Annotated in this window: 18 protein-coding genes; 15 read left to right on the forward strand and 3 right to left on the reverse strand. The window is 48.6% G+C overall.

Going from position 1 to position 21,697, the window contains the following annotated elements; all coding sequences use genetic code 11:
* Window positions 1–5: 5 nt before the first annotated feature.
* Entirely contained in the window at window positions 6–1,142 is a 1,137-nt protein-coding gene (locus GCU44_RS05355; RefSeq protein WP_154854812.1) for a glycoside hydrolase family 130 protein, read from the forward strand.
* Between the two features lie 118 nt (window positions 1,143–1,260).
* Here the strand turns inward: GCU44_RS05355 and GCU44_RS05360 are convergent, their stop codons facing one another.
* A complete protein-coding gene (locus GCU44_RS05360; RefSeq protein WP_154854815.1) occupies window positions 1,261–3,783 on the reverse strand; it encodes a TonB-dependent receptor domain-containing protein in 2,523 nt (840 codons plus the stop codon).
* A gap of 294 nt (window positions 3,784–4,077) precedes the next feature.
* On the opposite strand from GCU44_RS05360, the gene GCU44_RS05365 reads away from it, so the two are divergent.
* Window positions 4,078–5,151: a sensor histidine kinase gene (locus GCU44_RS05365; RefSeq protein WP_154854818.1), complete on the forward strand. Its 1,074-nt coding sequence runs from the start codon at window positions 4,078–4,080 to the stop codon at window positions 5,149–5,151.
* A complete protein-coding gene (locus GCU44_RS05370; protein WP_154854821.1) occupies window positions 5,148–5,873 on the forward strand; it encodes a LytR/AlgR family response regulator transcription factor in 726 nt (241 codons plus the stop codon). Before GCU44_RS05365 ends, GCU44_RS05370 begins: the two co-directional genes overlap by 4 nt.
* A 46-nt stretch (window positions 5,874–5,919) precedes the next feature.
* Here GCU44_RS05370 and msrA read toward each other — a convergent pair whose 3' ends face one another.
* Together msrA and GCU44_RS05380 are read right to left on the reverse strand one after the other, a co-directional pair.
* On the reverse strand, window positions 5,920–7,014 hold the full coding sequence (gene msrA / locus GCU44_RS05375) for a peptide-methionine (S)-S-oxide reductase MsrA (protein ID WP_154854825.1): 1,095 nt from the start codon (window positions 7,012–7,014) through the stop codon (window positions 5,920–5,922).
* Window positions 7,015–7,104: 90 nt separating this feature from the next.
* Entirely contained in the window at window positions 7,105–7,305 is a 201-nt protein-coding gene (locus GCU44_RS05380; RefSeq protein WP_092177079.1) for a PspC domain-containing protein, read from the reverse strand.
* Between the two features lie 232 nt (window positions 7,306–7,537).
* Here GCU44_RS05380 and GCU44_RS05385 point away from each other — a divergent pair, with 232 nt between their 5' ends.
* The 12 genes from GCU44_RS05385 (at window position 7,538) to GCU44_RS05440 (ending at window position 21,697) form a co-directional block, all read left to right on the forward strand.
* Entirely contained in the window at window positions 7,538–7,981 is a 444-nt protein-coding gene (locus GCU44_RS05385; RefSeq protein WP_154854828.1) for a hypothetical protein, read from the forward strand.
* 211 nt (window positions 7,982–8,192) lie between these two features.
* On the forward strand, window positions 8,193–9,122 hold the full coding sequence (locus tag GCU44_RS05390) for a dihydrodipicolinate synthase family protein (RefSeq protein WP_154854831.1): 930 nt from the start codon (window positions 8,193–8,195) through the stop codon (window positions 9,120–9,122).
* A gap of 259 nt (window positions 9,123–9,381) precedes the next feature.
* Window positions 9,382–10,923 (forward strand): sialidase family protein, encoded by a 1,542-nt coding sequence (locus GCU44_RS05395; RefSeq protein WP_154854833.1) that lies wholly within the window; start codon window positions 9,382–9,384, stop codon window positions 10,921–10,923.
* Window positions 10,924–11,158: 235 nt separating this feature from the next.
* Window positions 11,159–12,256, forward strand: coding sequence for a PAS domain-containing sensor histidine kinase (locus tag GCU44_RS05400; RefSeq protein WP_241684845.1), 1,098 nt, complete (start codon window positions 11,159–11,161; stop codon window positions 12,254–12,256).
* 147 nt (window positions 12,257–12,403) lie between these two features.
* Window positions 12,404–13,759 carry an NAD(P)/FAD-dependent oxidoreductase gene (locus GCU44_RS05405; protein ID WP_154854836.1) on the forward strand — a complete coding sequence of 452 codons (1,356 nt, stop codon included), beginning with the start codon at window positions 12,404–12,406 and terminating at the stop codon, window positions 13,757–13,759.
* Entirely contained in the window at window positions 13,756–15,300 is a 1,545-nt protein-coding gene (locus tag GCU44_RS05410) for a 4Fe-4S binding protein (protein ID WP_154854839.1), read from the forward strand. The genes GCU44_RS05405 and GCU44_RS05410 overlap by 4 nt, the downstream gene beginning before the upstream one ends.
* On the forward strand, window positions 15,300–16,775 hold the full coding sequence (locus GCU44_RS05415) for a cellulose synthase family protein (RefSeq protein ID WP_154854842.1): 1,476 nt from the start codon (window positions 15,300–15,302) through the stop codon (window positions 16,773–16,775). Before GCU44_RS05410 ends, GCU44_RS05415 begins: the two co-directional genes overlap by 1 nt.
* A 158-nt stretch (window positions 16,776–16,933) precedes the next feature.
* Window positions 16,934–17,638 (forward strand): glycosyltransferase family 2 protein, encoded by a 705-nt coding sequence (locus tag GCU44_RS05420; RefSeq protein WP_154854845.1) that lies wholly within the window; start codon window positions 16,934–16,936, stop codon window positions 17,636–17,638.
* Window positions 17,639–17,714: 76 nt separating this feature from the next.
* Window positions 17,715–18,602, forward strand: coding sequence for a hypothetical protein (locus GCU44_RS05425; RefSeq protein WP_154854847.1), 888 nt, complete (start codon window positions 17,715–17,717; stop codon window positions 18,600–18,602).
* An 11-nt stretch (window positions 18,603–18,613) separates the two neighbouring features.
* Window positions 18,614–19,960, forward strand: coding sequence for a carotene biosynthesis protein (locus tag GCU44_RS05430; RefSeq protein WP_154854850.1), 1,347 nt, complete (start codon window positions 18,614–18,616; stop codon window positions 19,958–19,960).
* A 41-nt stretch (window positions 19,961–20,001) separates the two neighbouring features.
* Window positions 20,002–20,763, forward strand: coding sequence for a DUF6503 family protein (locus tag GCU44_RS05435; protein ID WP_241684846.1), 762 nt, complete (start codon window positions 20,002–20,004; stop codon window positions 20,761–20,763).
* A 10-nt stretch (window positions 20,764–20,773) separates the two neighbouring features.
* Entirely contained in the window at window positions 20,774–21,697 is a 924-nt protein-coding gene (locus GCU44_RS05440) for a patatin-like phospholipase family protein (RefSeq protein WP_154854856.1), read from the forward strand.

Below are 21,697 nucleotides of genomic sequence, written 5' to 3' on the forward strand. Positions count from 1 at the left end.
TCGCCATGCGAAAAACGAACACTAATAGAATCACAGGCTGCTTCAGCGTCCTTCTTTTTCTGGTTTTAGTCGCTTCCTGTGCGGAAAGGACGCGCAGTACCTCGGAAGCGGCCACTACCTGGTCCGGTCATAAACACTGGGAAATGGGTCCATTTCTGAAGCAGCACGGGGCCAATCCGGTACTAGCTGCCGGAGACCTGGAGTTTGTCTGCCCGATTTTACAAAAACCGGTCAAGTGGGAAGAGAAAGACGTTTTTAACCCCGCCGCCGTGGTACGGGATGGCGCCATCCATTTGCTTTACCGGGCGGAGGATTTCCTGGGTAGTAACAACGGCACATCGCGGATCGGTCTGGCTATCAGTGGTGACGGTCTGAATTTTGACAAGCTGCCCGAGCCGGTTTTTTATCCCGAAAACGACAGCCTGAAACCCTTGGAGTGGGACGGTGGCGTGGAGGATCCACGTATCGTGGAAACGGAAGAGGGGCGCTATTTCATGACCTATACCAGCTACGACGGTAAGGTGGCCCGGCTAATGCTGGCATCCTCGGATGATTTGAAGCACTGGACCAAATATGGGCGCGTGCTAAATGGACCGTACCGCGATACCTGGAGCAAAGCCGGGGCCATTGTGGCCGAGCAGGAAGGAGACCGCATTCTTGCAAAAAAGATTCATGGTAAATATTGGATGTATTTTGGGGATACGGATCTTTTTTTGGCCCACTCTGAAGATTTGGTTCAGTGGATACCCCTGGAAGAAAACGGTACACTTCAATCCGTCATGAAGCCCCGCCCGGGTTATTTTGATAGCCGCCTGGTAGAATCGGGGCCCTACGCCTTGTTGCGGGAGGAGGGAATTGTCCTATTGTACAACGGGATGAACCTGGACGAAGGACAGGAACGTGATCCCTCGCTTCCACCCGGCGCGTATTCTGCCGGTCAGGCTTTGTTTGCCGCAGAGGATCCTTCTCGTTTGATTGATCGTTCGGAGACCTATTTTATGACACCCGAGGAACCTTATGAAATCGAAGGGCAGGTCAACCTGGTCTGTTTTATCGAAGGCATGGTTCCCTATCAGGGAAAATGGTTTTTGTATTACGGAACGGCCGATTCAAAAATTGCCGTGGCCGTATACGAGGAATAAGCGGGGCTTTCGAGCGGCAAAAACAAAGGAACCCCGGCTGAAATCCTTTTCAGGTATTTGCCGGGGTTCTGTTAATCGAGAGAATTAACACTCGTTAGCGGTTTTTCACACGGTTAGATCAATTGGGGCCATTCATCATGGCACCGCCGGCACCGCCGCCATCTCCTTCTTTCAGGTCTTCATTGGTGACACCTCGTTTTTTCCTTCGGCCACCGTCTACACTCAACTTGCCGATGCGGTAGGAAAAGTTAATTTTAAAATTCATGTTTCGCATCCCGGTTACACTTTGTTGCATGATAGTGGGCGTGATCAATTCATTTCGGATTCGAAATTCAGTGGTGAAGAAGTTTTCTGCACCAAACCCGATGCTGCCGCGTTTCTCAGCAAATTGTTTGTTGATGCTCAGACTGTAGATGCCAAAACCGCCAGCGGAACCCTGCAACTGTACCCGACGGCCCCGGTAGAAACTAAAGGCCTGTAGTTGCCAGTTATTGGGTAGCGTGTAGTTGCCAAACAGTCGGCCACTCACCACAAAGCCCTCGTTTTGTGCGGCGTATTGTGGGTCTTCCAATCCATTATCCAATTGGGCGTAATAGGTGTCGATGGATCCATTCAGGGAGATTTTGCCGGATACGTTAATATTCGAGAAGACTCCTAGTCCGTATGCGCGCTCGTTCCCAATATTTTCGTAGGTGGTAAAGATGATGTCGTCATCCTGCACCGTCCGCACCGGTTGTATGGAACCCGTGGTGTTTCGCAGGTACGAGGTGAAATTCAGCGAGGTTCCATTAATAAAGGTACTGTACGATAATTCGTAGTTGTCGGTGAGCTCCGGGTCCAATACCGGGTTTCCCTGCGTGATTTGCTGGGGATTGGCCGCCTCGATGTTTGGGTTGAGGAAGTTTAGCGAAGGCCGCTGTATCCTGCGGTTGTAGGCTGCTTTCAGCATGTTTCCGTTGCCCAATTTCCGGCCGAAGTTCATGTTGGGAACCAACGTTCCGTAGGAAGGTATCTCTGCGGGAAGTTCCGAAGAGCGAAAGTCCGCTTCAATATTGGTGTATTCGTAGCGCAGGCCTGTCTTGAGGGTATAATGCTCCAGGAATCCTAGCGTATACGACAGGTATCCAGCAGTTACGTTTTGATCGTAGGTAAATTGATTGGAAAGGTTGACATCGTCGATTTCCTCAAATTCGGCATTCGGCCCCTCTGCGCGGAAGTAGGCAAAATCACTGACCGCTTTTCTTAAGATATTTTTTGCTCCGTATTCCAGTATTTGGTTGTCGCCTGAACCCATAGGGCTTACGTAATCCACTTGCACAGTAAATTCTTCGTTCAGATTGCTGTTGTCGTTTTTCAAACGGCTCACGATTTGGTCAAACGAATCGTTGTACAGGCTATTTACGAAATCGTTGGTCCGGTCACTTCGGCTGTACAAACCGGAAACACTGAATTCTTTTCCTTTTTTCTCAAAAGTTCGGGTATAGTTATAACTCACATCCAGGCTATTGGAGAGGTTGTCCGTAGTTACATCCCTTAGCAGCTCACTCACCAGCATGTCTTCCACGTAAGTTTCGGTGGTCAGCTCGTCCTGATTCATCCGCATGTTTCTCAAGCCAAAGCTAACGGAGGTGGTCATGAAATTATACTTATTGATTTCATAATCCCATCCAAAATTATACCTGCCAAACATCATGTTGTTTCGCGTATCAGCCGCCTGCAAAATGCGCGTTGCAGGCCTGTCAGCGGAAAGAAGGGTTTGTTCGTTTTCAAAACTTCCCAAAATATTGTATCCCGCACGACCGAAACCACCCAGAGAGAAACCCATCTTTCCTTTTTTCAACGCGGCGTTTAGCCCCAGGTTGGAACCCCTGATTCCGGCGCTGGTGTTGATATTCAGTGAGGCGCCCTGGAGTTTGTTTTTCTTGGTCACGATATTGATCACGCCACCGGTTCCTTCCGCATCGTATTTGGCAGATGGGGACGTAATCACTTCCACTGATTTGATTTCTTCGGCAGGTATTTGCTTCAGGGCGTCAGCGATGTTGTTGGCCACAATGGCCGATTGCTTGTTGTCGATCAATACCAGTATGTTACTACTTCCGCGCATGGAGACATTTCCATCCAGGTCTACCGTAAGCATGGGAACGCGACGCAATACATCGGAGGCATCGCCACCAATGGTGGTTTTATCGTTCTCGGCATTGTAAATGGTCCGGTCCACTTTTTCCTCAATCAGGCTTCGCTGACCCTGGACGGTAACTTCCTGCAAGGAAACCGAAGACTCACCGATAATCAGGTTTCCCAAAAATACATTAGGAGTATTTGGACCGACTACGATGTCTTCCCGCGTCACGGGATCGTACCCCACGTAGCTTAGTTCCACCTTGTACCTACCGGCGGATTTTACGTTAAAAAAGAATTCGCCGGCATCGTCGGCCACTCCTCCGGCCACGGTCGCATCGGTGCCGGCTTCTTTCAACATAGCCGTAGCATAAGGTACCGGCTCTCCGGAGTCTTTATCCAGTACTTTTCCGGAAATCTTAAATTCTTTTTTCTCCGTATTCCCCTGCGCATACAGCTCCAGAGAAGCTGTTGCCAGAAAGAACGTTGCACATACAAGTAAATAAATAAGCCTTTTCATTATGGAAGTAGATTGTGTTAAATAACGGTTGAGTCAATATCCGAAACAAAGAAAAATATTTATTCACGCAGTAAAAAACACAATAGATAGGTAGCCGTGAACCATCGACAAAACCGGGAAAACATCGGACCAATTTTTTACTGGGTGGCCGAGGCTGATTTGGTAGAGCAGCAACCCGGATTGGACGGTTAATACCCTATTTTGGTAGATTCTTTTGGTTCTTTCGTTTTCTTTACTTTATGTTTATACTGGCAACGGATATCCAGTCGGGGTATTTAGCCCTATTGTAAGCGTATGACGTACTCAAATCATTCCAAAAGAATTACCTTACTGATCCATGTATTGGCATGGATTTTTATAGCCATCGTGATTTTTGTCGTCAGTCCACTCTCCTGGAAGGTGGACCTGCCGGTGGAGTATTGGTTCAAGCAAGGCCTCGTTTTGTTGTTTTTGATTTTGCTTTTTTACCTAAACATGAAGCTTCTGGTTCCGAAAATTCTCTTCAAGGGAAAAAACCTGCTTTTTGTCCTGATAGCTTTTGGCTTCGCGTTCTTAAGTTTGATCCTTATTATTCAATACGAAAACCTGGTCAATTTGCCTGAATTGATGCATTATGCCTTTCGGCCGAACGTCCCCTACGAACCCCGACCCCGAAATTTCAGTTACGACATGTTTACGGTGTTGCTGCTTCTTTTCGGATTCGGTATAAGCACCAGCGTGGTGGCCGTTCAGAAATGGCAGGCCGACTTGGCCTTACGGCAACAAATGGAGCAGGAAAAGGTATCCTCCGAACTGTCCTATCTCAAAGCACAAATCAATCCGCATTTTTTCTTCAATACCCTTAACAACATCTACGCGCTGACTACCGTCGACGTAGACCGAGCCCAACAAGCATTGCTCAAGCTTTCGCGGATGATGCGCTATGTGCTCTACGAGACCGATAAAGACCTCACCCTTCTCGGCAAGGAATTGGATTTTATCAAAGATTACATCGAATTGATGCGTCTGCGCCTTTCAGAAAAAGTGATACTGGACATTGTTATCCAGGACAATGTGGAGGACTTACCCATTGCCCCCATGCTTTTGTTGCCGTTTATAGAAAATTGCTTCAAACACGGCATCAGTGCCCAAAAGGAAAGTACAATCGAAATCTCAATTACGCAACAAAATAAATTGTTGCACCTGCAGACCCGGAATACCATTGTACCTGCCAATCCTAATAGCAAAGAAAATATGGGAAGTGGTATAGGCCTTAGCAATACCAAAAGGCGATTGGCATTGATTTATGGAAAAAAGCATCAGCTTACCATGGATCAGCACAATTCCCTCAATGAATACCGTGTGCATTTAACGCTGGATCTGGCATGAAAATCAAGTGTGTCGTAGTCGATGACGAGCCCTTAGCGCTGGATATGGTTTGTAAATTTGTGGAGAAAACTGGCTTTTTGCAGTTGGAAGCAAGGTTTGATAGTGCTTTAGAAGCCTTGGCTTACATCAACTCCCACGAAATAGGATTGATGTTTCTCGATATCCAAATGCCGGATTTGACCGGCATGGAGTTGGCTCGGGTGCTGGAAGGAAGGAAAGGAAAACCCTCTCCAAAAGTAATTTTTACAACCGCCTACAACCAATTTGCGATTGAGGGCTACAAAGTCGATGCCCTGGACTACCTGCTGAAGCCGTTCAGCTACGAAGAATTTCTTACGGCAAGCCAGAAAGCGCTACGCCACTTCGAAACGGCGCCCAGTCAGGCGAGTACCGCTGCCGATGATTACATTTTTTTGAAAGTGGAATACCAGTTGGTAAAGGTACTGCTCAAAGACATTGTATTGGTCGAAGGGTACAAAGATTACGTCAAGGTACATCTCTACGGAAAAAATGCTCCGCTTTTATCACTTACTACGCTGAAAGCGATGGAGGAAATGCTTCCGCAAAAGCAATTTATGCGTGTACACCGCTCCTACATCATCTCGCTGGAGCACATTCAATCCATTAGCAAAAGCACGGTGAACATGGGCATCGTCACCATTACGGTAGGCGAAGGATACAAGGAATCGTTCCTTCAGTTTATCAATAAATGGATTCAGTAAGCATTCGCGAATCATAGCAATCCGATAGATCGCCAGCAGCGCAGGATTATTCCACAGCGTATAGGAAATCTCCGTAGCCTTCACGTTCCATATCTTCTACCGGGATAAATTTCATGGCAGCGGAATTCATGCAATACCTCAGGCCGGTAGGTGCAGGGCCGTCGTTAAATACGTGGCCCAAATGGGAATCACCAAACTTTGAACGTACTTCTACCCGCACCATTCCCAGGCTTCGATCTACCGGTTTTTCCAGGTAGCGCGCATCGATGGGTTTGGTAAAACTTGGCCAGCCGGAGTAGGACTCGTATTTGTCGCGCGAACTAAATAATGGGGCACCGGAAACGATGCAAACGTACAGCCCTTTTTCCTTATTACCGTTGTACGGGTTATCAAAAGCCCGCTCGGTCGCGTCCTCCATCGTTACCTGGTACTGCAAATTGGTAAGGCTGGCTTTCAATTCACTTTTTGACGGCTTTTTGTAATTTTCCTGGGCGGGTACTTCCCAATAATTGGCTATAAACCGATCGCGTCCGGAACCGGTCCGGTACGCTTTGTAATCGTTTGGTTTCTTTTTGTAGTAATCCTGGTGATACGCTTCGGCAGCGTAGAAGTTTGTGAATTTAACGATTGGCGTGACGATGGGTTTCTCGAATATGCCTGCACGATCCAGCGCTTCTTTGCTGGATTCGGCTACTTTTTTCTGATCCATGTTGTGATAGAAAATCGCCGATTGGTACTGCGTGCCGCGGTCATAAAAGCTCCCTCCAGCATCGGTGGGGTCAAAAAGCTTCCAAAAAATATCGATGATCTCGCTGTAACTGATTACATCCGGATCGAATGTCACTTGAACGGCTTCTTTGTGGCTGGTTTGTCCGGATGATACTTGACCATAGGTAGGATTTTTTTCCTTTCCCCCTGCGTAGCCGGAAACAACGGATACAATCCCATCGATCCCTTCATAAGGAGATTCAATACACCAGAAACAGCCACCTGCAAAAGTGGCCTTTTCGGTTTTCCCCTGATAGGTTACCACTTCCTCCCCGGTCGTATTTTCATCGGATTGATTCGATGCGTGGCAAGCTGTGAAGCTAACGGAAAAAAGGACCATAAGCCCAATAATGGATTGAATCGAATAATTCATGCGATGTATGTCGTTAAATTCTCCTAAGAAACGCAATTAAGCAGCGATATGTTCAAAAGAATTGCGTTCCTTTCAACGGAAAGAGATCGATCAGACCTGTGCCGGATTTTCGGGAATGACAAACCACAACACCAGGTATACAAGCAATCCGGGAAAAGCTGCACTCAATACGGATAATACTACGTACCCAATTCGCAGCTTATCGGCATCCCATCCCAGGTGCTCGGCCAGTCCGCCGCATACCCCAGCGATGGTTTTATTTTGTTTGGATCGGTATAGTTTTTTGTTCATGCGATGTGTTGTTTTTGCTGCCAAACGCACTCTTTGGTACACGTGCAAAATACTAATTTGGATGATCATATTCAAGAATCCGTAAACAAAGCTTTCGGATGAAGAAATGAATCCTGGAGTTTGGCATTTTTTTTGGACCACTAGCTGGGGTAACGAACTTCCATGGCTTATAATTACCAAGCCATTGGTTCGCGACCAGTAAATGCAATGTATTACCAAACCAACGTATACCATGAAACGAACCAGCATGTATGTAATCGCAGGAATGGCTTTCACTTTAGTGGCTGCCAGTTGCGACAGCAACCAATCGGGAAATGAGAACCGGCAGGAAGCGGAAAGCGAGCTTGAGGAATTAGCCGGGGACGTAAAAGAAGAAGTGAATGAGGCCTTTTCCAATACCCGCAATGAACTTTCAGAGGAAACGGCCGAACTCAAAAGAGAGGCCAACCAACTCCGGGAGGAAATCCAGGAAGATCAACTGGAACCCGCAGACTCGGCCATAAACCGGTACCTGACACAAATAGACGAGGGGATACAAGACCTCGAAATCAAAGCCAGGGAATTCGAAGCGGCTAGCGAGCAACGAAGGGAACAAATTAAAAAAGAGATCGAAAAATTGGAAGACGAGGTATCTTCCACCCTGGAACGGTTGGAAAACGAGTTGGAGGAAAGCTGATTTCTTACCCAGGTAAAAAGTAGGTGATAAACAGGCCGTTTTCAGGAAACTTGAAGGCGGCCTGTTTTGTCATGCAACTTGGGGTTGGGCTATATTTTACGGAGAGGATGCCGGATACCGGGCAGGGTGGCCCAGCCATTTGCGCATATGCCCAATAAGCGGGTATTTGTTTTTTGGGAACAATCGCTTACCTTGAATTAAAAAAAAGCGCATGCATTTTTCAAAAATCACCGGACTTATCGCGGCCACCTTTACTCCCTTTGACAAAGAGGGCCGTGTTGCCATGGAGCTTATCCCAAGATATGCCCGTTTTTTACAGAAAAACCAGATTCAGGGAGTCTTCATCAACGGAACCACGGGCGAAGGCTCTTCGCTGACCTTTCCTGAAAAATCGATGCTTATGGAGGCCTGGGCAAAGGAGCAAACCACTGATTTTAAAGTCATTGCCATGTTGGGGGGTACTTCCCAGGAAGAGGCGGTTCAATTGGGCAAGAAAGCCCAGAAATGGGGGCTGTACGGAACCGCCGTGACGGCACCGTATTATTTTCGGCCCCTGGATGTGATTCAACTATCGGATTATTTGGCCCCGATTGCCCGTGCCGCCGAAAGCCTTCCCTTTTATTTTTACCACATCCCGCTACTCACCCGGGTGGAGCCCTCCATGTTGGCCTTGTTGGAGCAGGTAGCAGGTAAAATCCCTAATTTTGCGGGTATCAAGTATACCCATCACAATTTAATGGAATTTAATCAGTGTCTGCGGTACAAAGCAGGGCGTTGGGACGCCTTATGGGGTTGGGACGAGACCTATCTCGCCGGACTCACCATGGGAGCGAAAGGGGCAGTGGGCAGTACCTACAACTTTGCCGCGCCGCTGTACCGCGCCATTCAGCAGGCGTTTGATGCGGGCAGGATGGACGAAGCCTTGCGCTTGCAGGAAAAGTCCATCGATTTCGTAGACTTGTACGGGAGCTTTGGCGGGCCAGCTGCCGGAAAAGCCATTTTAAAGTTGTCGGGGCTTGATTGTGGCTCCTTTCGAGCGCCAGTGGCATCCCTCACACCGGCGCAACTACACGCATTGGAAGGCAAATTGGCTGAGCAGGGATTTTTTGATTTGATTGGCTCGCTTTCGCATCGCCTATAATCCCCGGTATTCTTCGGCCAGCCAATCCGGTTTATTTCCGTTGATTTTCGATGGGGAGGCAAAACGTGTATTTCAGTCAGGGAATGGATTGGTTTTTTTGGACGGGTTGCTTTATCGAATGATTACCTCCCTCAGGTTAGCAAGTATCGTAGTTTTCCCTTATTTTCGCTTAGCTGTTTAAAGAAAAGACTGCGAAAGAATGGCTGCCATTCCTAAAAACCATAAACAAAATGGATCATCCTAACCCCGCTCCCTGCCGATGCATACCCTGACAAGCTTTTTCCTATTCGTAGTTGGTCTGATTTTATTTGTGAATTGCGATAGCAAATCCAGCTATCCTCCGAGCGAATACGCGAGCCTGGAGCAGGTGTATGTACCTGTCCTCCAGGAACGGTTTACAGGGATAGCCCGGGTCAATCTGGACCTGCCTGCGGCACAGGAACTGACCGCGTTGGAAATCTCCCTGGAAGGTTCCGTCCAACCGGAAACGGTCAGGGTATTTCTGGTAGCGGAGGCTTCGGACAAAAAGATACTCTCCGGCAGTTTTTCCAGTGAGAGCGGCCGTTGGCAATTGGAAGGGGGCGTCTTACTGGCTGTGGGAAAACAGTACCTGGACATTCAGGTGAAAATGGCTTCGGATAGCGATTTGAGGGGTCGGTTTTCGCTGGATATACCCTATATCGAGCTATCCGGTACCCGGCGACGGCCCGTCCATTCCGGTGCATCAATTCCCTACCGGATCGGCAAGGCCTTGCGGGATGCAGGGAACGACGGAGTGGCCGCCTTTCGGATTCCGGGTCTGGCCACCAGCAATAGGGGTACGCTGTTGGCCGTATACGACGTACGTCATGCCAATTCTTCCGACTTACAAGGAGACATAGACGTGGGCCTGAGTCGGAGTACCGATGGTGGGAACACTTGGGAGCCGATGAAAATCATCATGGATATGGGAGAATGGGGAGGTTTGCCAGAGGATCAAAATGGGATCGGCGACCCGGCCATATTGGTGGATGAGCAGACGGGTACCATCTGGGTGATCGCCTTGTGGATGCATGGAAAGCCAGGAACCGCCGCCTGGAACAGTTCGGGGCCGGGATTGACGCCGCAGGAAACCGGTCAGCTGATGTTGGTTAAATCCGAAGATGACGGAAAGACCTGGTCGGATCCGATTACGATCACTGAGCCCATGAAAGACCCTTCCTGGCAGCTGTTTTTCAATGGCCCGGGTAAGGGGATCACGCTGAACGACGGCACGCTTGTTTTTGCTGCCCAATACAAAGATGCCGACAAAATGCCTTACAGTACCCTAATTTATAGCATGGATGGCGGGGACTCCTGGGAAGTAGGCACCGGTGCCAAATCCAATACCACGGAGGCGCAGGTCGCGGAATTGGCAGATGGAAGCCTGATGCTCAACATGCGCGATAACCGCGGAGGCGCTCGTTCAGTGTCTATTACCCGGGATTTGGGCAAAACCTGGGAAGAGCATCCGACAAGTCGAAAAAGTTTGATTGAGCCGGTTTGCATGGGTAGTTTATACCGGTTTTCCGAGAATTTGTTGCTTTTTTCCAATCCGGCTGCAACGGACGGTCGCTACAATATCAGCCTGAAGGCGAGTTTGGACCAAGGAGCTTCCTGGACGGAATCGGCTCAGGTTGTATTGGATAAGGAAAAAGGCTGGGGCTATTCCTGCTTGAGCACGGTCGATGAAAGGCACGTCGGTATTTTGTATGAAAGCAGTCAGGCGCACATGACTTTTCAGATCATTCCCATTGAAGACTTGTCGGTAGTCGAAAAATAACCGAAAATTGCTGTTATTAAGAGTAAATTTAATAGGGTAGAATACATTTATGTGCCGATATCTGTGGGGGTAATTCTTTTTTCACCGAATTGGCATTTTTTTGGCGTAGTAATTGTTCCTTTCCCTTGGTGAAAACCGTTGCGAGCGAGAGAGAAGGTATCGACATAAACAATGGGTTAGTCGATTTGAAGTACGGAAAAAACGTTAGTTTTTCACTATATTACAGTGTGGTAACATGGTTAAAGATTTAGGAAATGTGTTGAAGGATACAGATTACGATTTGGATTTGTTTTTTAAGTTTTCCCCAGACTTGTTTTGCATTGCTGGCTACGATGGGTATTTCAAAAAAGTCAGCCCTTCCTTTCAAAAGTTACTCGGATATACTTCCGATGAGTTGTTTTCCAACCCCGTTAGCACATTTGTTTACGGTGCCGATACATCGGTTACGGCCGAAATTCGAAAAAATATCATAGGCGGTACGCCATTAAAAAATTTCGAAAACCGGTACCTGACCAAAAAAGGAGAGGTGATTTGGCTTTCCTGGACATCGTTTCCTGTACCGGAAGAGGAGTTGATCTACGGTATTGCGCGGAACATTACTGCCAAGAAGGAGATCGAGCTGAAGAAAAACGAATGGATACGCTACCTCACACAAACCAACGACAAACTCAAGCAGCTAACCTTTACCACCTCCCATGACTTACGGTCACCCGTCAATAATTTGCTGGCGGTCTTTAAGCTGATGGATACCGAGAAAATCAAGGATCCGGAAACCCTGGAGTTGGTAGATCTTTTGCAACAGTCGACGGAAAGTTTAAAGCAAATGCTGGATACCTTTTTGACTACCCTAAAGCAGGACGACGTCATGCAGGTTCGGGTGGAGCCGATTTCGCTAAAGGACGTGTATTCCCAAACCAGGGTTGCGATTCAGTCGGTCATTGAAAACTCCGGCGCTGTGCTTTTGCCGGATTTTTCTGCTGTTCCCCAGGTAGTTTTTAACCGGATGTACCTGGAGAGTATTTTTCTGAACCTGATCTCCAATGCGATCAAATACAGTCAGCCGAATACCAAGCTCCTGATTGAAATCCGCTCTTACCTGAAAAACGGAACCACCCGGCTTTCCTTCAAGGATAACGGGCTGGGCTTTGACATGGCGCAGGTAAAATCAAAGATATTTGGCTTTGATCAAACGTTTCACGGCCACAAGGAAAGTCAGGGGATTGGGCTCTACCTGGTACATGCGCATGTCACCGCCCTGGGTGGAAAAATAGAGGTAAAGAGTAAACCCGGGAAGGGCACGGAGTTTACAATTGCGTTTCCCAACCTACCCTAACCGCTCAAAAAGGATTTTTTCTGATGCAGCTGCTTTCTTTTTTAATTCCTGATATTTTTAACCAACTTGTCAGGAAAAGCATAGCGCTTCGTCTGCTAGGGTAGTAGATTTGTTACAATTCAATGAATACAGGCAGGATTTTTCTCCATGAGTGAAAAAAGCAATCACATCGTTATTATTGGCAATGGTATTTCCGGGGTGACCTGTGCACGGAATGTCCGAAAAAAGGATCGAGAAGTTCCCATCACGCTAATTTCTGCGGAGACCGAACATTTCTTTTCCCGGACTGCGTTGATGTACATTTACATGGGCCACATGAAATACGAACACACCAAGCCCTATGCCGATGATTTTTGGGAAAAAAACGCTATTCAACTAAAATCAGGTTGGGTAAGCCGGGTGGATTTCGATAACCGACTGCTGCACTTTCAGAAAGGAGAGGAGCTGCGTTACGGTACATTGATTCTGGCTACCGGATCCAAACCCAATAAATTTGGCTGGCCGGGTCAGGACCTCGAGGGCGTGCAGGGCTTGTATAGCTATCAGGACCTGCTGTCCATGGAAAAACACACGCCCTCTATAACCCGAGCGGTGATCGTGGGAGGGGGACTGATCGGCGTGGAGATGGCAGAAATGTTTAGCTCCAGAAAGATACCCGTGACGTTTCTGGTTCGGGAAAAGCGCTTTTGGGACAACATACTTCCGGATGAAGAAGCAGAATTGGTGGGGCGGCACATTCGTGAGCACGGCGTTGACCTGCGAATGGAGACCGAATTGACCGCTATTCTGGATGACGGTGCCGGTAAGGTAAAGGCCGTGGAAACCAGCTCCGGTGAGCAGATCCCGTGTGAATTCGTGGGCTTGACAGCAGGTGTGAGTCCCAATATAGCCATTTTCACCGATTCGGAACTGGCAACCAATCGGGGCATTTTGGTCGACGAGCGGTTTCGGACCAACCTGCCGGATGTCTACGCCATCGGTGATTGCGCGGAATTTAAAACCCCACCCGGGCCTGACCGGAAAAACATCGAACAGGTATGGTACACTGGGCGAATGCATGGAGAAACCCTGGCGCATAACCTGACAAGTAAAAATCCGGTTTCGTATAAGCCCGGGATATGGTTCAATTCGGCAAAGTTTTTTGACATTGAGTACCAGACCTACGGGCACGTACCGGCCAGGCGCCGGGATGGAGAATGGTCCTTTTATTGGGAGGATGCCTCGGGTAAGATAGCCTTACGGTTGCTTTTTAGCAAGGCAGATCAACTCTTAGGGGTCAATGCATTTGGCTGGCGCATGCGGCATGCCTTTTTTGATCAGGCGATTCGGAAGGGATGGCCGGCAGACAAGGTTGTGTCTCGCCTGGATCGGGCCAATTTTAATCCCGAGTTTTACCGGGATTTGCAAACAGAATTTATCCAGGCTTACAATCGGGAAACAGGAAAATCACTACCACTCCCGAAAAGGTCACTTATTCAACGGTTAATTGGTACAAGGGCATGAAGTTCATACAAAATATCGGCCTGATTCTGGTAGTGGCTGGCTTGGTCATCTTTACGGCCGTCCCATTTTTGGGTACCTGGCAATTGGAGTCCGCCCAGGTAGAAGCGGCCACCAAAGACATGCACCGGGAGGTGATGGTGGATTTGTTGGCCCCGATGTACGGCCAATCATACGGGTCACCCTTTGCCTTTATAGGAGATCTCAACGGATACATGGAGGCCCATAACGACTCCTTGAAAGCGGAGGAAAAATGGGATCAGGTGATTTGGGACGACTATGCTTTTCCCTTAACAAAAACTGCATCCCAGGGACCGGTGCCCGCCTATCCCCTGCTTTTTCTTGCGCTTTCCGTGGGATTGACCGTTCTTGGCGGTTTGCTGTACATTCTACCCTTACATCGGAATGAAACGGCCGGTATCAAAAACGACGGCATTTATTTTTCGTCCATGAAGGCCCGGGGTTGGTTGGGCATGGTTACGGGAACCTATCTGATCCTGTTTTACGTGATTCTGTATTGGTACCCCGAATACCTGAGTAATTCGGTAATTCTGGTGGATCCCATAAGTCAAGCCTTGTCCGGCGGGCCGGCTAGTCAGTGGTTTCTCTACGGACTGGTGTACACCTTGGCCATCTTGGTTATGGGTATCCGAATGTTTCGCAAATACAGGGGAAACAACTACCAAACCATTCGAACCGTGTCGGTTATGTTCTTTCAATTGGCTTTTGCCTTTCTGATACCCGAAATACTGGTTTTATTCAACATGCCCTGGCACGATTTTAAAAATATCTGGCCATTGGACTATACTTTTTTTTACGAATACCGAATCGATGGCATGGTGAATTCCGGAGCTCTGGGAATGTTTATGCTGGTATGGGGGATCCTACTCATCGTCATTGGTGTACCGGTAATCACCTATTTTTACGGCAAGCGCTGGTACTGCAGCTGGGTTTGCGGTTGTGGAGGGCTGGCGGAGACGCTGGGAGATCCGTACCGGCAATTGTCCGATAAATCCCTGAAATCCTGGCAAATTGAACGGTACCTGGTGCATGGAGTTTTGGCGCTTGCCGTAATAGTAACGGGGGTTACCCTGCTCAATTATTTCATGAAATTTGGGCTGCTGGGTCAAGCCACTGATCAGCTCCATTCCCTCTACGGTTTTGCGATTGGATCGGCTTTTGCGGGGGTTATCGGAACTGGATTTTATCCCTTTATGGGGAACCGGGTCTGGTGCCGTTTCGGTTGTCCTCTGGCCGCTTACTTAGGGTTGGTACAACGATTCAAGTCCAGGTTCCGGATTACGACGAATGGGGGGCAGTGCATCTCCTGTGGCAACTGTTCCACCTATTGCGAAATGGGTATTGACGTGCGCTGGTATGCGCAGCGAGGGCAAAACATCGTCCGTTCCTCCTGTGTGGGATGCGGGGTGTGTTCGGCCGTCTGCCCGCGTGGCGTGCTGAAACTGGAAAATGGCGAGGAATCCGGAAGAATTAACGATTTGCCAATTATCATTGGCAACGATTCGATCAATTTGAATACGTAATCATGTGGATTTATCTGTTTTTGGGAGTGTATGGTTTGGCCATGACCTTCATATTGTTGTACAGTTTTGCACAGGCAAACCTGCTGTGGCATTTTTTTCGATTCAAGAAAAATGCCGTACCGCCGGCTTCTCTGCTCGATCCGGACCTGCCCAAGGTAACGGTACAGTTGCCGGTTTTTAATGAAAAATACGTGGTACAAAGGCTGATCGATGCCGTTTGCCGCCTGGAATATCCTGCCGAAAAGCTGGAGATCCAGATCCTGGACGATAGTACGGACGAAACATTCGACTTGGTTCAAACTGCCATTCGGGATTATCCGGAAATTCACATTCGCCACCTACATCGGAAAATCAGGACCGGATTCAAAGCAGGAGCCCTGAAGGAGGGATTGGCCAGGGCGTCGGGCGAGTTGCTTGCCATCTTTGATGCCGATTTTGTCCCGGATCCCAAATTTCTACTAAAAACGGTGCCTCATTTTACTGATAAGAAAATAGGTATGGTTCAGTCGCGCTGGGGACATTTAAACGAAGACTACTCCCTGTTCACCCGGCTGCAAGCCTTTGCCCTGGACGCGCATTTCATGGTGGAGCAGATGGGCCGAAATGCACAACATGCCTTTATTAATTTTAACGGTACCGGTGGTATCTGGAGAAAATCCTGCATCCTGGATGCAGGCGATTGGGAAGCCGATACCCTTACCGAAGACCTGGACCTGAGCTACCGAGCCCAGCAAAAGGGTTGGAAATTTCTTTATCGTCCGGATGTGGTCTCACCGGCCGAATTGCCACCAGTGATGTCTGCCATCAAATCCCAGCAGTTTCGCTGGACCAAGGGTGGAGCCGAGTGTGCAGTCAAGCACCTCAAACAGGTGCTGAAAGGGCCGTTTTCCTTTGCTGTCAAGATCCATGCAGCGGCCCATTTGTTAAATTCATTGTTATTTATTGCCATTTTGCTGGTCAGTCTGAGTAGTTTGCCGGTTTGGTGGGGGTTTTACAAAGGACTCATTCCCGCGGAATTTTTCCAGGCAGCAGCGCTTTTTTTGGTTGGCTTTGTGGTAATTGCTGCCGTTTATTTCTTTGCCAATTTACAGTTGGCAGGCTATTCCCGAAAGGGATTCTTTCGGTATTTGTGGGAATTGCCCGTGTTCCTTTCGGTGTCCATGGGGCTATCCGTTCACAATGGCCAGGCCGTCTGGGAAGGACTTACCGGTATCAAATCGCCCTTTATCCGAACGCCGAAGTACAACCTAAAGGAGAAAGATTTGGGCTGGTTTGCCAATGCCTACCATCTTCGAAACGTGCCGGCTACCAGCTATGTGGAGGGCGTACTCGCGCTGGTTTTTCTGTTGGTGGTTGGATTGTCCATCTATACCGGAACGTATGAGATGATCCTTTTCCATGGCATGTTGGCTTCGGGATTTGGCATGGTAAGCCTGGCTTCTTTTCGGAGCATGGGTCGCCCGGCCTCGGGTTAGCACAGACAGCAGCACCCGACTTCAACCGGTTTCCAAGAAAAAAATGCATTGGAAAGGCAGGTGCTCGGTGGCTACCCGAAACCCTGCACCAACATTAACGATCCTCGCCTGGACTAATTACACGTACGCATGGAGCCTGACTCCAAAACCAATATCCCATGAATACCAACGACGGAAGTTCCTTTGTGATAGATGTTATTATCCCCGCTTTTAACGAAGAAAATGCCGTGGGTAAGGTCATTGGTGACATTCCAGACTTTGTCCGAAACGTGGTCGTGGTAAACAACAATTCAAACGACGCTACCCGAAAGGTGGCCGCGGCTGCCGGGGCGGTAGTGGTCGACGAGCCCATACGTGGATACGGAAAGGCTTGTTTGACCGGTATGGCCTATGTGACGCAGCAGCCGGTTCCTCCCGATATTCTGGTATTCCTGGATGCCGACTACAGCGACTATCCGGAGGAGATGGAAATGCTCCTCGCTCCCTTGATTCAGGAGGGGTACGATTTGGTGATCGGTTCCAGGGCAAGGGGCGAACGGGAGAGGGGCTCCATGACACTGCCGCAAGTATTCGGGAACTGGCTGGCCACCCGCTTGATGCGGAAGCTGTTTTCGGCGGATTTCTCTGATCTTGGCCCCTTTCGGGCCATACGTTGGGAAAAGTTACGCTCCCTGCATATGGAGGACGAGAATTACGGGTGGACCATAGAAATGCAGCTAAAGGCCGTCAAACATGGGTTGAAATACACCGAGGTGCCGGTCACCTATCGGCAGCGAATAGGAAAATCCAAGGTGAGCGGCACCCTGCGCGGCGTCATTGGTGCCGGTTACAAAATCTTATGGAGCCTGTGGAAATACCGGTAAGGTTTTGGGAATCGACTGACCAGAAAACGGAAACTGTCCTATATTTTCGTTAAATTACCACTAAAAATCAGCCACTATGAAAAATCGATTGCTCTTGTTTACCGGAATTTTGTTGGCCCTATCTTGTAGCCGTCCCGAAAGAGAGGGCGTGGATTTTGATGCATGGGGAGACTATTGGTTTCAGGGAACCGCTGAGATCAGCAGTTTTGATCTGGTTCAGTACCGGTATGGACAGCCCCGCCAAGGTGAAGCGGTATTGATTTTTGTAACGGAGGATTTTTCCAGGAGTGAGCAGGTGAAGCTGGATGACCCGGCTTCGGCGGGTAGGGACAAAATCTCGGTGATCAAGATGAACCAGACCAGGGGTTTTGTTACGGGAATCTATCCCTACCACATGATGCTCTCGGCCTTTACTCCTACCAAAGAAGCGTCTCAGGGGCTCAAGTTCACGGTATCTTCTCAGGAATGGTGCGGGCAAGCATTTGCCCAGGTAAATTTATCCGGAGGGGACTCCTATTCCGGGGAGCTGTTCTCGTATTTTGAAGCAGAGGGCGACAAAAGTTTTTCCCTGAACGGGATGGCGGAGGACGATTTATGGAACCTGATTCGGATTCATCCCGAGCAGGTGCCAACGGGAAGTGTGCAAATGTGGCCCTCCCTTATCTATCAGCGATTGACCCATGCCGATTTTATTGCGGAAGAGGCATTTATCCGACTTCGGGATATCAGTGATTCCCGTAGGCAGTTGGAGGTAACCTACAGCTCCGACCGCAGGGAGTTGACCATTGACTTTGAAAAAGAGTTTCCCCACGCCATCCTGGGCTGGGAGGAAACCCACACCAAGGAAAACGGAGAAAAAGAAATAACCAAAGCTACCCGCAAAGGAATGAAGGTCATCGACTACTGGAACCGGAATGCACTGGAAGATGAATTTTTACGAAATGAATTGAACCTCAATCCATAAATCCCGCCCCCTTGAAAACGTTTCTGGGTTTTATGGGGATTGCCATTGGGCTGGTGGGAATAGCCTATGGGGTCCCAAGAACGGATTTCCCAACCCTGCTGGGCTTGTACGTGCTGGCCTTTCTGAGCTATTTGTACCTGCTGTCGGTGCAAAAAAAGCAAGCGCTCTCGCCCCTGATACTGCTAAGCATGGCTCTGGGATTGCGCGTGCTTTTGCTGGGAGCCTGGCCGGAGTTATCGGATGATTTTTACCGGTACATTTTTGACGGGCAGTTGCTGGCAAATGGAATCAATCCGTACCTGGAATTGCCCCTAACGGTGCGCGATTCGGGGCTGCTGCCTGAAAACCCGTACTGGGAAACCTTGCTGGATAGGATGAATTCTCCAGCGTATTTCTCGCTGTATCCCCCCTTGCACCAGTTTTTCTTCTGGTTGGCGGCGCTGCCGGGAGAAAACCTGTTCCTTAATGTACTTGTCTTGCGGGCAACCGTATTGTTGGCCGAAGGAATCAATCTCTGGTTGATCCAAAAGCTGCTTTTTCGGTGGCGCATGCCATCGTACCGACTTTCCTGGTATGCCTTCAATCCCCTGGTAATTCTGGAGCTTACGGGAAACCTCCACTTTGAAGGGTGGGTCTTAACCGGCCTGCTTTTCGCGGTGTACGCCTACGATGTGCAAAAGCCACCCTGGGCAGGGCTGAGCTGGGCGGCAAGCATTGGGCTGAAACTGACCCCACTACTATTGGCGCCGGTCTGGATTCGTTTCTGGGGCAAGCACCAATTTTGGAAATTCACCCTGGTGTCAGTACTTGTTGTCTTGCTGCTGTTAAGTCCCATTGTGATCGCCGGTGGGGCCGAAAACTTTTTCCAAAGTTTCCGCCTGTACCAAAGTAAATTTGAATTCAATGCCTCGCTATATTACCTGATTCGGGCCGCTTCCGGTTACTTTGTGGACTACAACCCCATCGCCTACGTGGGGCCGGCACTTCAGGGGCTGGCAGCTATAGCTTTGCTTACGATGGGGTTGTACCAGCGGACATTTACACGGGAAGCACTTGTTTCTAAAATGGTATGGATGTACCTGGTTTTTTTCTTGCTTCAAACCACCGTACACCCCTGGTACCTGATTCCAGCAGTGGGGATCAGTGTGCTCACGACTAACCGGATTTTTGTTGCATGGAGTGGGCTGGTATTTCTGTCCTATCACGTTTACGCCCGGCCGGAATACACCGAGTCTATGGGAATGGTCGCGACCGAATACCTCTTGCTAGCCATCGTCATCGTGCTCACTGCTTACCGGCATTTCGCAAGCCGGCGGAGACTTTCTTCAGCTAGCTCCGCAAAAAGCGAATCGTTGTGATAATTCCGAGTAATTAGTTAATATTAGGTTAATTTGATACCATGAAAAAAATTACGGTTCATCGCATGAAAAATTTTCTCTATGGTTGCATCCTCCTGAGCGGATGGATCGCCTGTTCCCCGAAAACTGAGGCGGATCGCATCATTGATCAATCCATTGAAGCGCATGGAGGCGACCTGTTCGAATCGTCCACCATTCGTTTTGATTTTAGGGAGCGGTCCTATGAGATAGCCAAATCGCCTGAACGGTTTCGGTACGTCCGGTCCTTTGTTGACGAATCCGGGCAGGTAGTGGATGAATTGGATAACGAGGGGTTTACCCGCAAAATCAATGGGGAAGTGGTGAACCTGTCCGATAAGGACCGCAATGCGTATTCCAACTCGGTGAACTCGGTGGCCTATTTTGCCTTTTTACCTTATGGACTGAATGACCCTGCGGTAATCAAAACCTACCTGGGAGAAACGCAATTGGATGGAAAAACCTACGAATTAGTCAAAGTCACTTTTCAGAAAAACGGTGGGGGCGAGGATTACGACGATGAATTTTTGTATTGGATCAATAAAGAAAACTTCCGAATGGATTTTTTGGCGTATACCTACCACACGGATGGGGGAGGCTTGCGTTTTCGGAAGGCCAAAAATCAGCGGGAAATCTCAGGTATTCTGTTTCAGGATTACGACAATTACAAACCCGCGGACGAAACGGTCCCACTAGAGGAAATACAGGCCTTGTACGAAGCGGGATCGCTTGAATTACTTTCAGAAATCCTGTTGGAAAATATTCGGGTGGATGATGCCGGCTAATTTAGGTAGGATGGAAAAAAAACGAGCGCTTGTCATTTCCGGTGGAGGGAGCAAGGGAGCCTTTGGGGGAGGGATCGCCGAATACCTGATACGGGATTGTCAGATGAACTACGACATTTTTGTTGGAACCTCTACAGGGAGCCTGTTGGTGCCTTTGTTGTCGATCAATGAGATTGAAAAGATAAAGGCCATCTATACTTCGGTCACACAGGATTGCATATTCAGCACCAATCCCTTTATTATCTCCAAAAAAAACGGCGTATACAAAACCCGGATCAATCATTTTAGCACCATCAAAATGTTTTTGAAGGGAAAAAAGACCTTTGGAGAAAGTAAAAATCTGTTTCATTTGATCAAAAAGATCATTACTCCGGCGGATTTTGACCGTATGAAAACCAATACGGCAGAGATTTACATAACCGTTTCGAACCTCAGCACCAATAGCGTGGAATACAAGCGGCTAAAGGATTGCGCCTACGACGATTTCTGTGAGTGGATATGGGCATCGTCCAACTTAATCCCCTTCATGAGTTTGTTGGAAAAAGACGGTTGTGAATATGCGGATGGGGGCTTTGCGGATTTGGTACCAATTTCCGAGGCCATCTACCGGGGAGCAAATGAAGTAGACGTCATCGTTCTAAAAGCCCGGGCAGGAAGGGAAATGAAGCGGCCCGTTCGGAATGCCCTGGAACTTACCACAAGGGCCTTTGATTTTATGCTGGATCAAATCTCCAGCGATGACATCAAAATTGGTGAATTACTGGGAAAAAGACGTCGGGTAAACCTTAACTTTTATTATCCGCCTGCGGTATTGACGGAAAATTCATTGATTTTTGATCCCTATCAAATGAAGAAATGGTGGCGTCAGGGAAAGCGCTTTGCAAAAGAACAAAACCCGGTATGCAAATGTATCGAAATAGGCGTTGATAAATAA

Source organism: Cyclobacterium xiamenense (genome assembly GCF_009467825.1).
Taxonomy (GTDB): Bacteria; Bacteroidota; Bacteroidia; order Cytophagales; family Cyclobacteriaceae; genus Cyclobacterium; species Cyclobacterium xiamenense.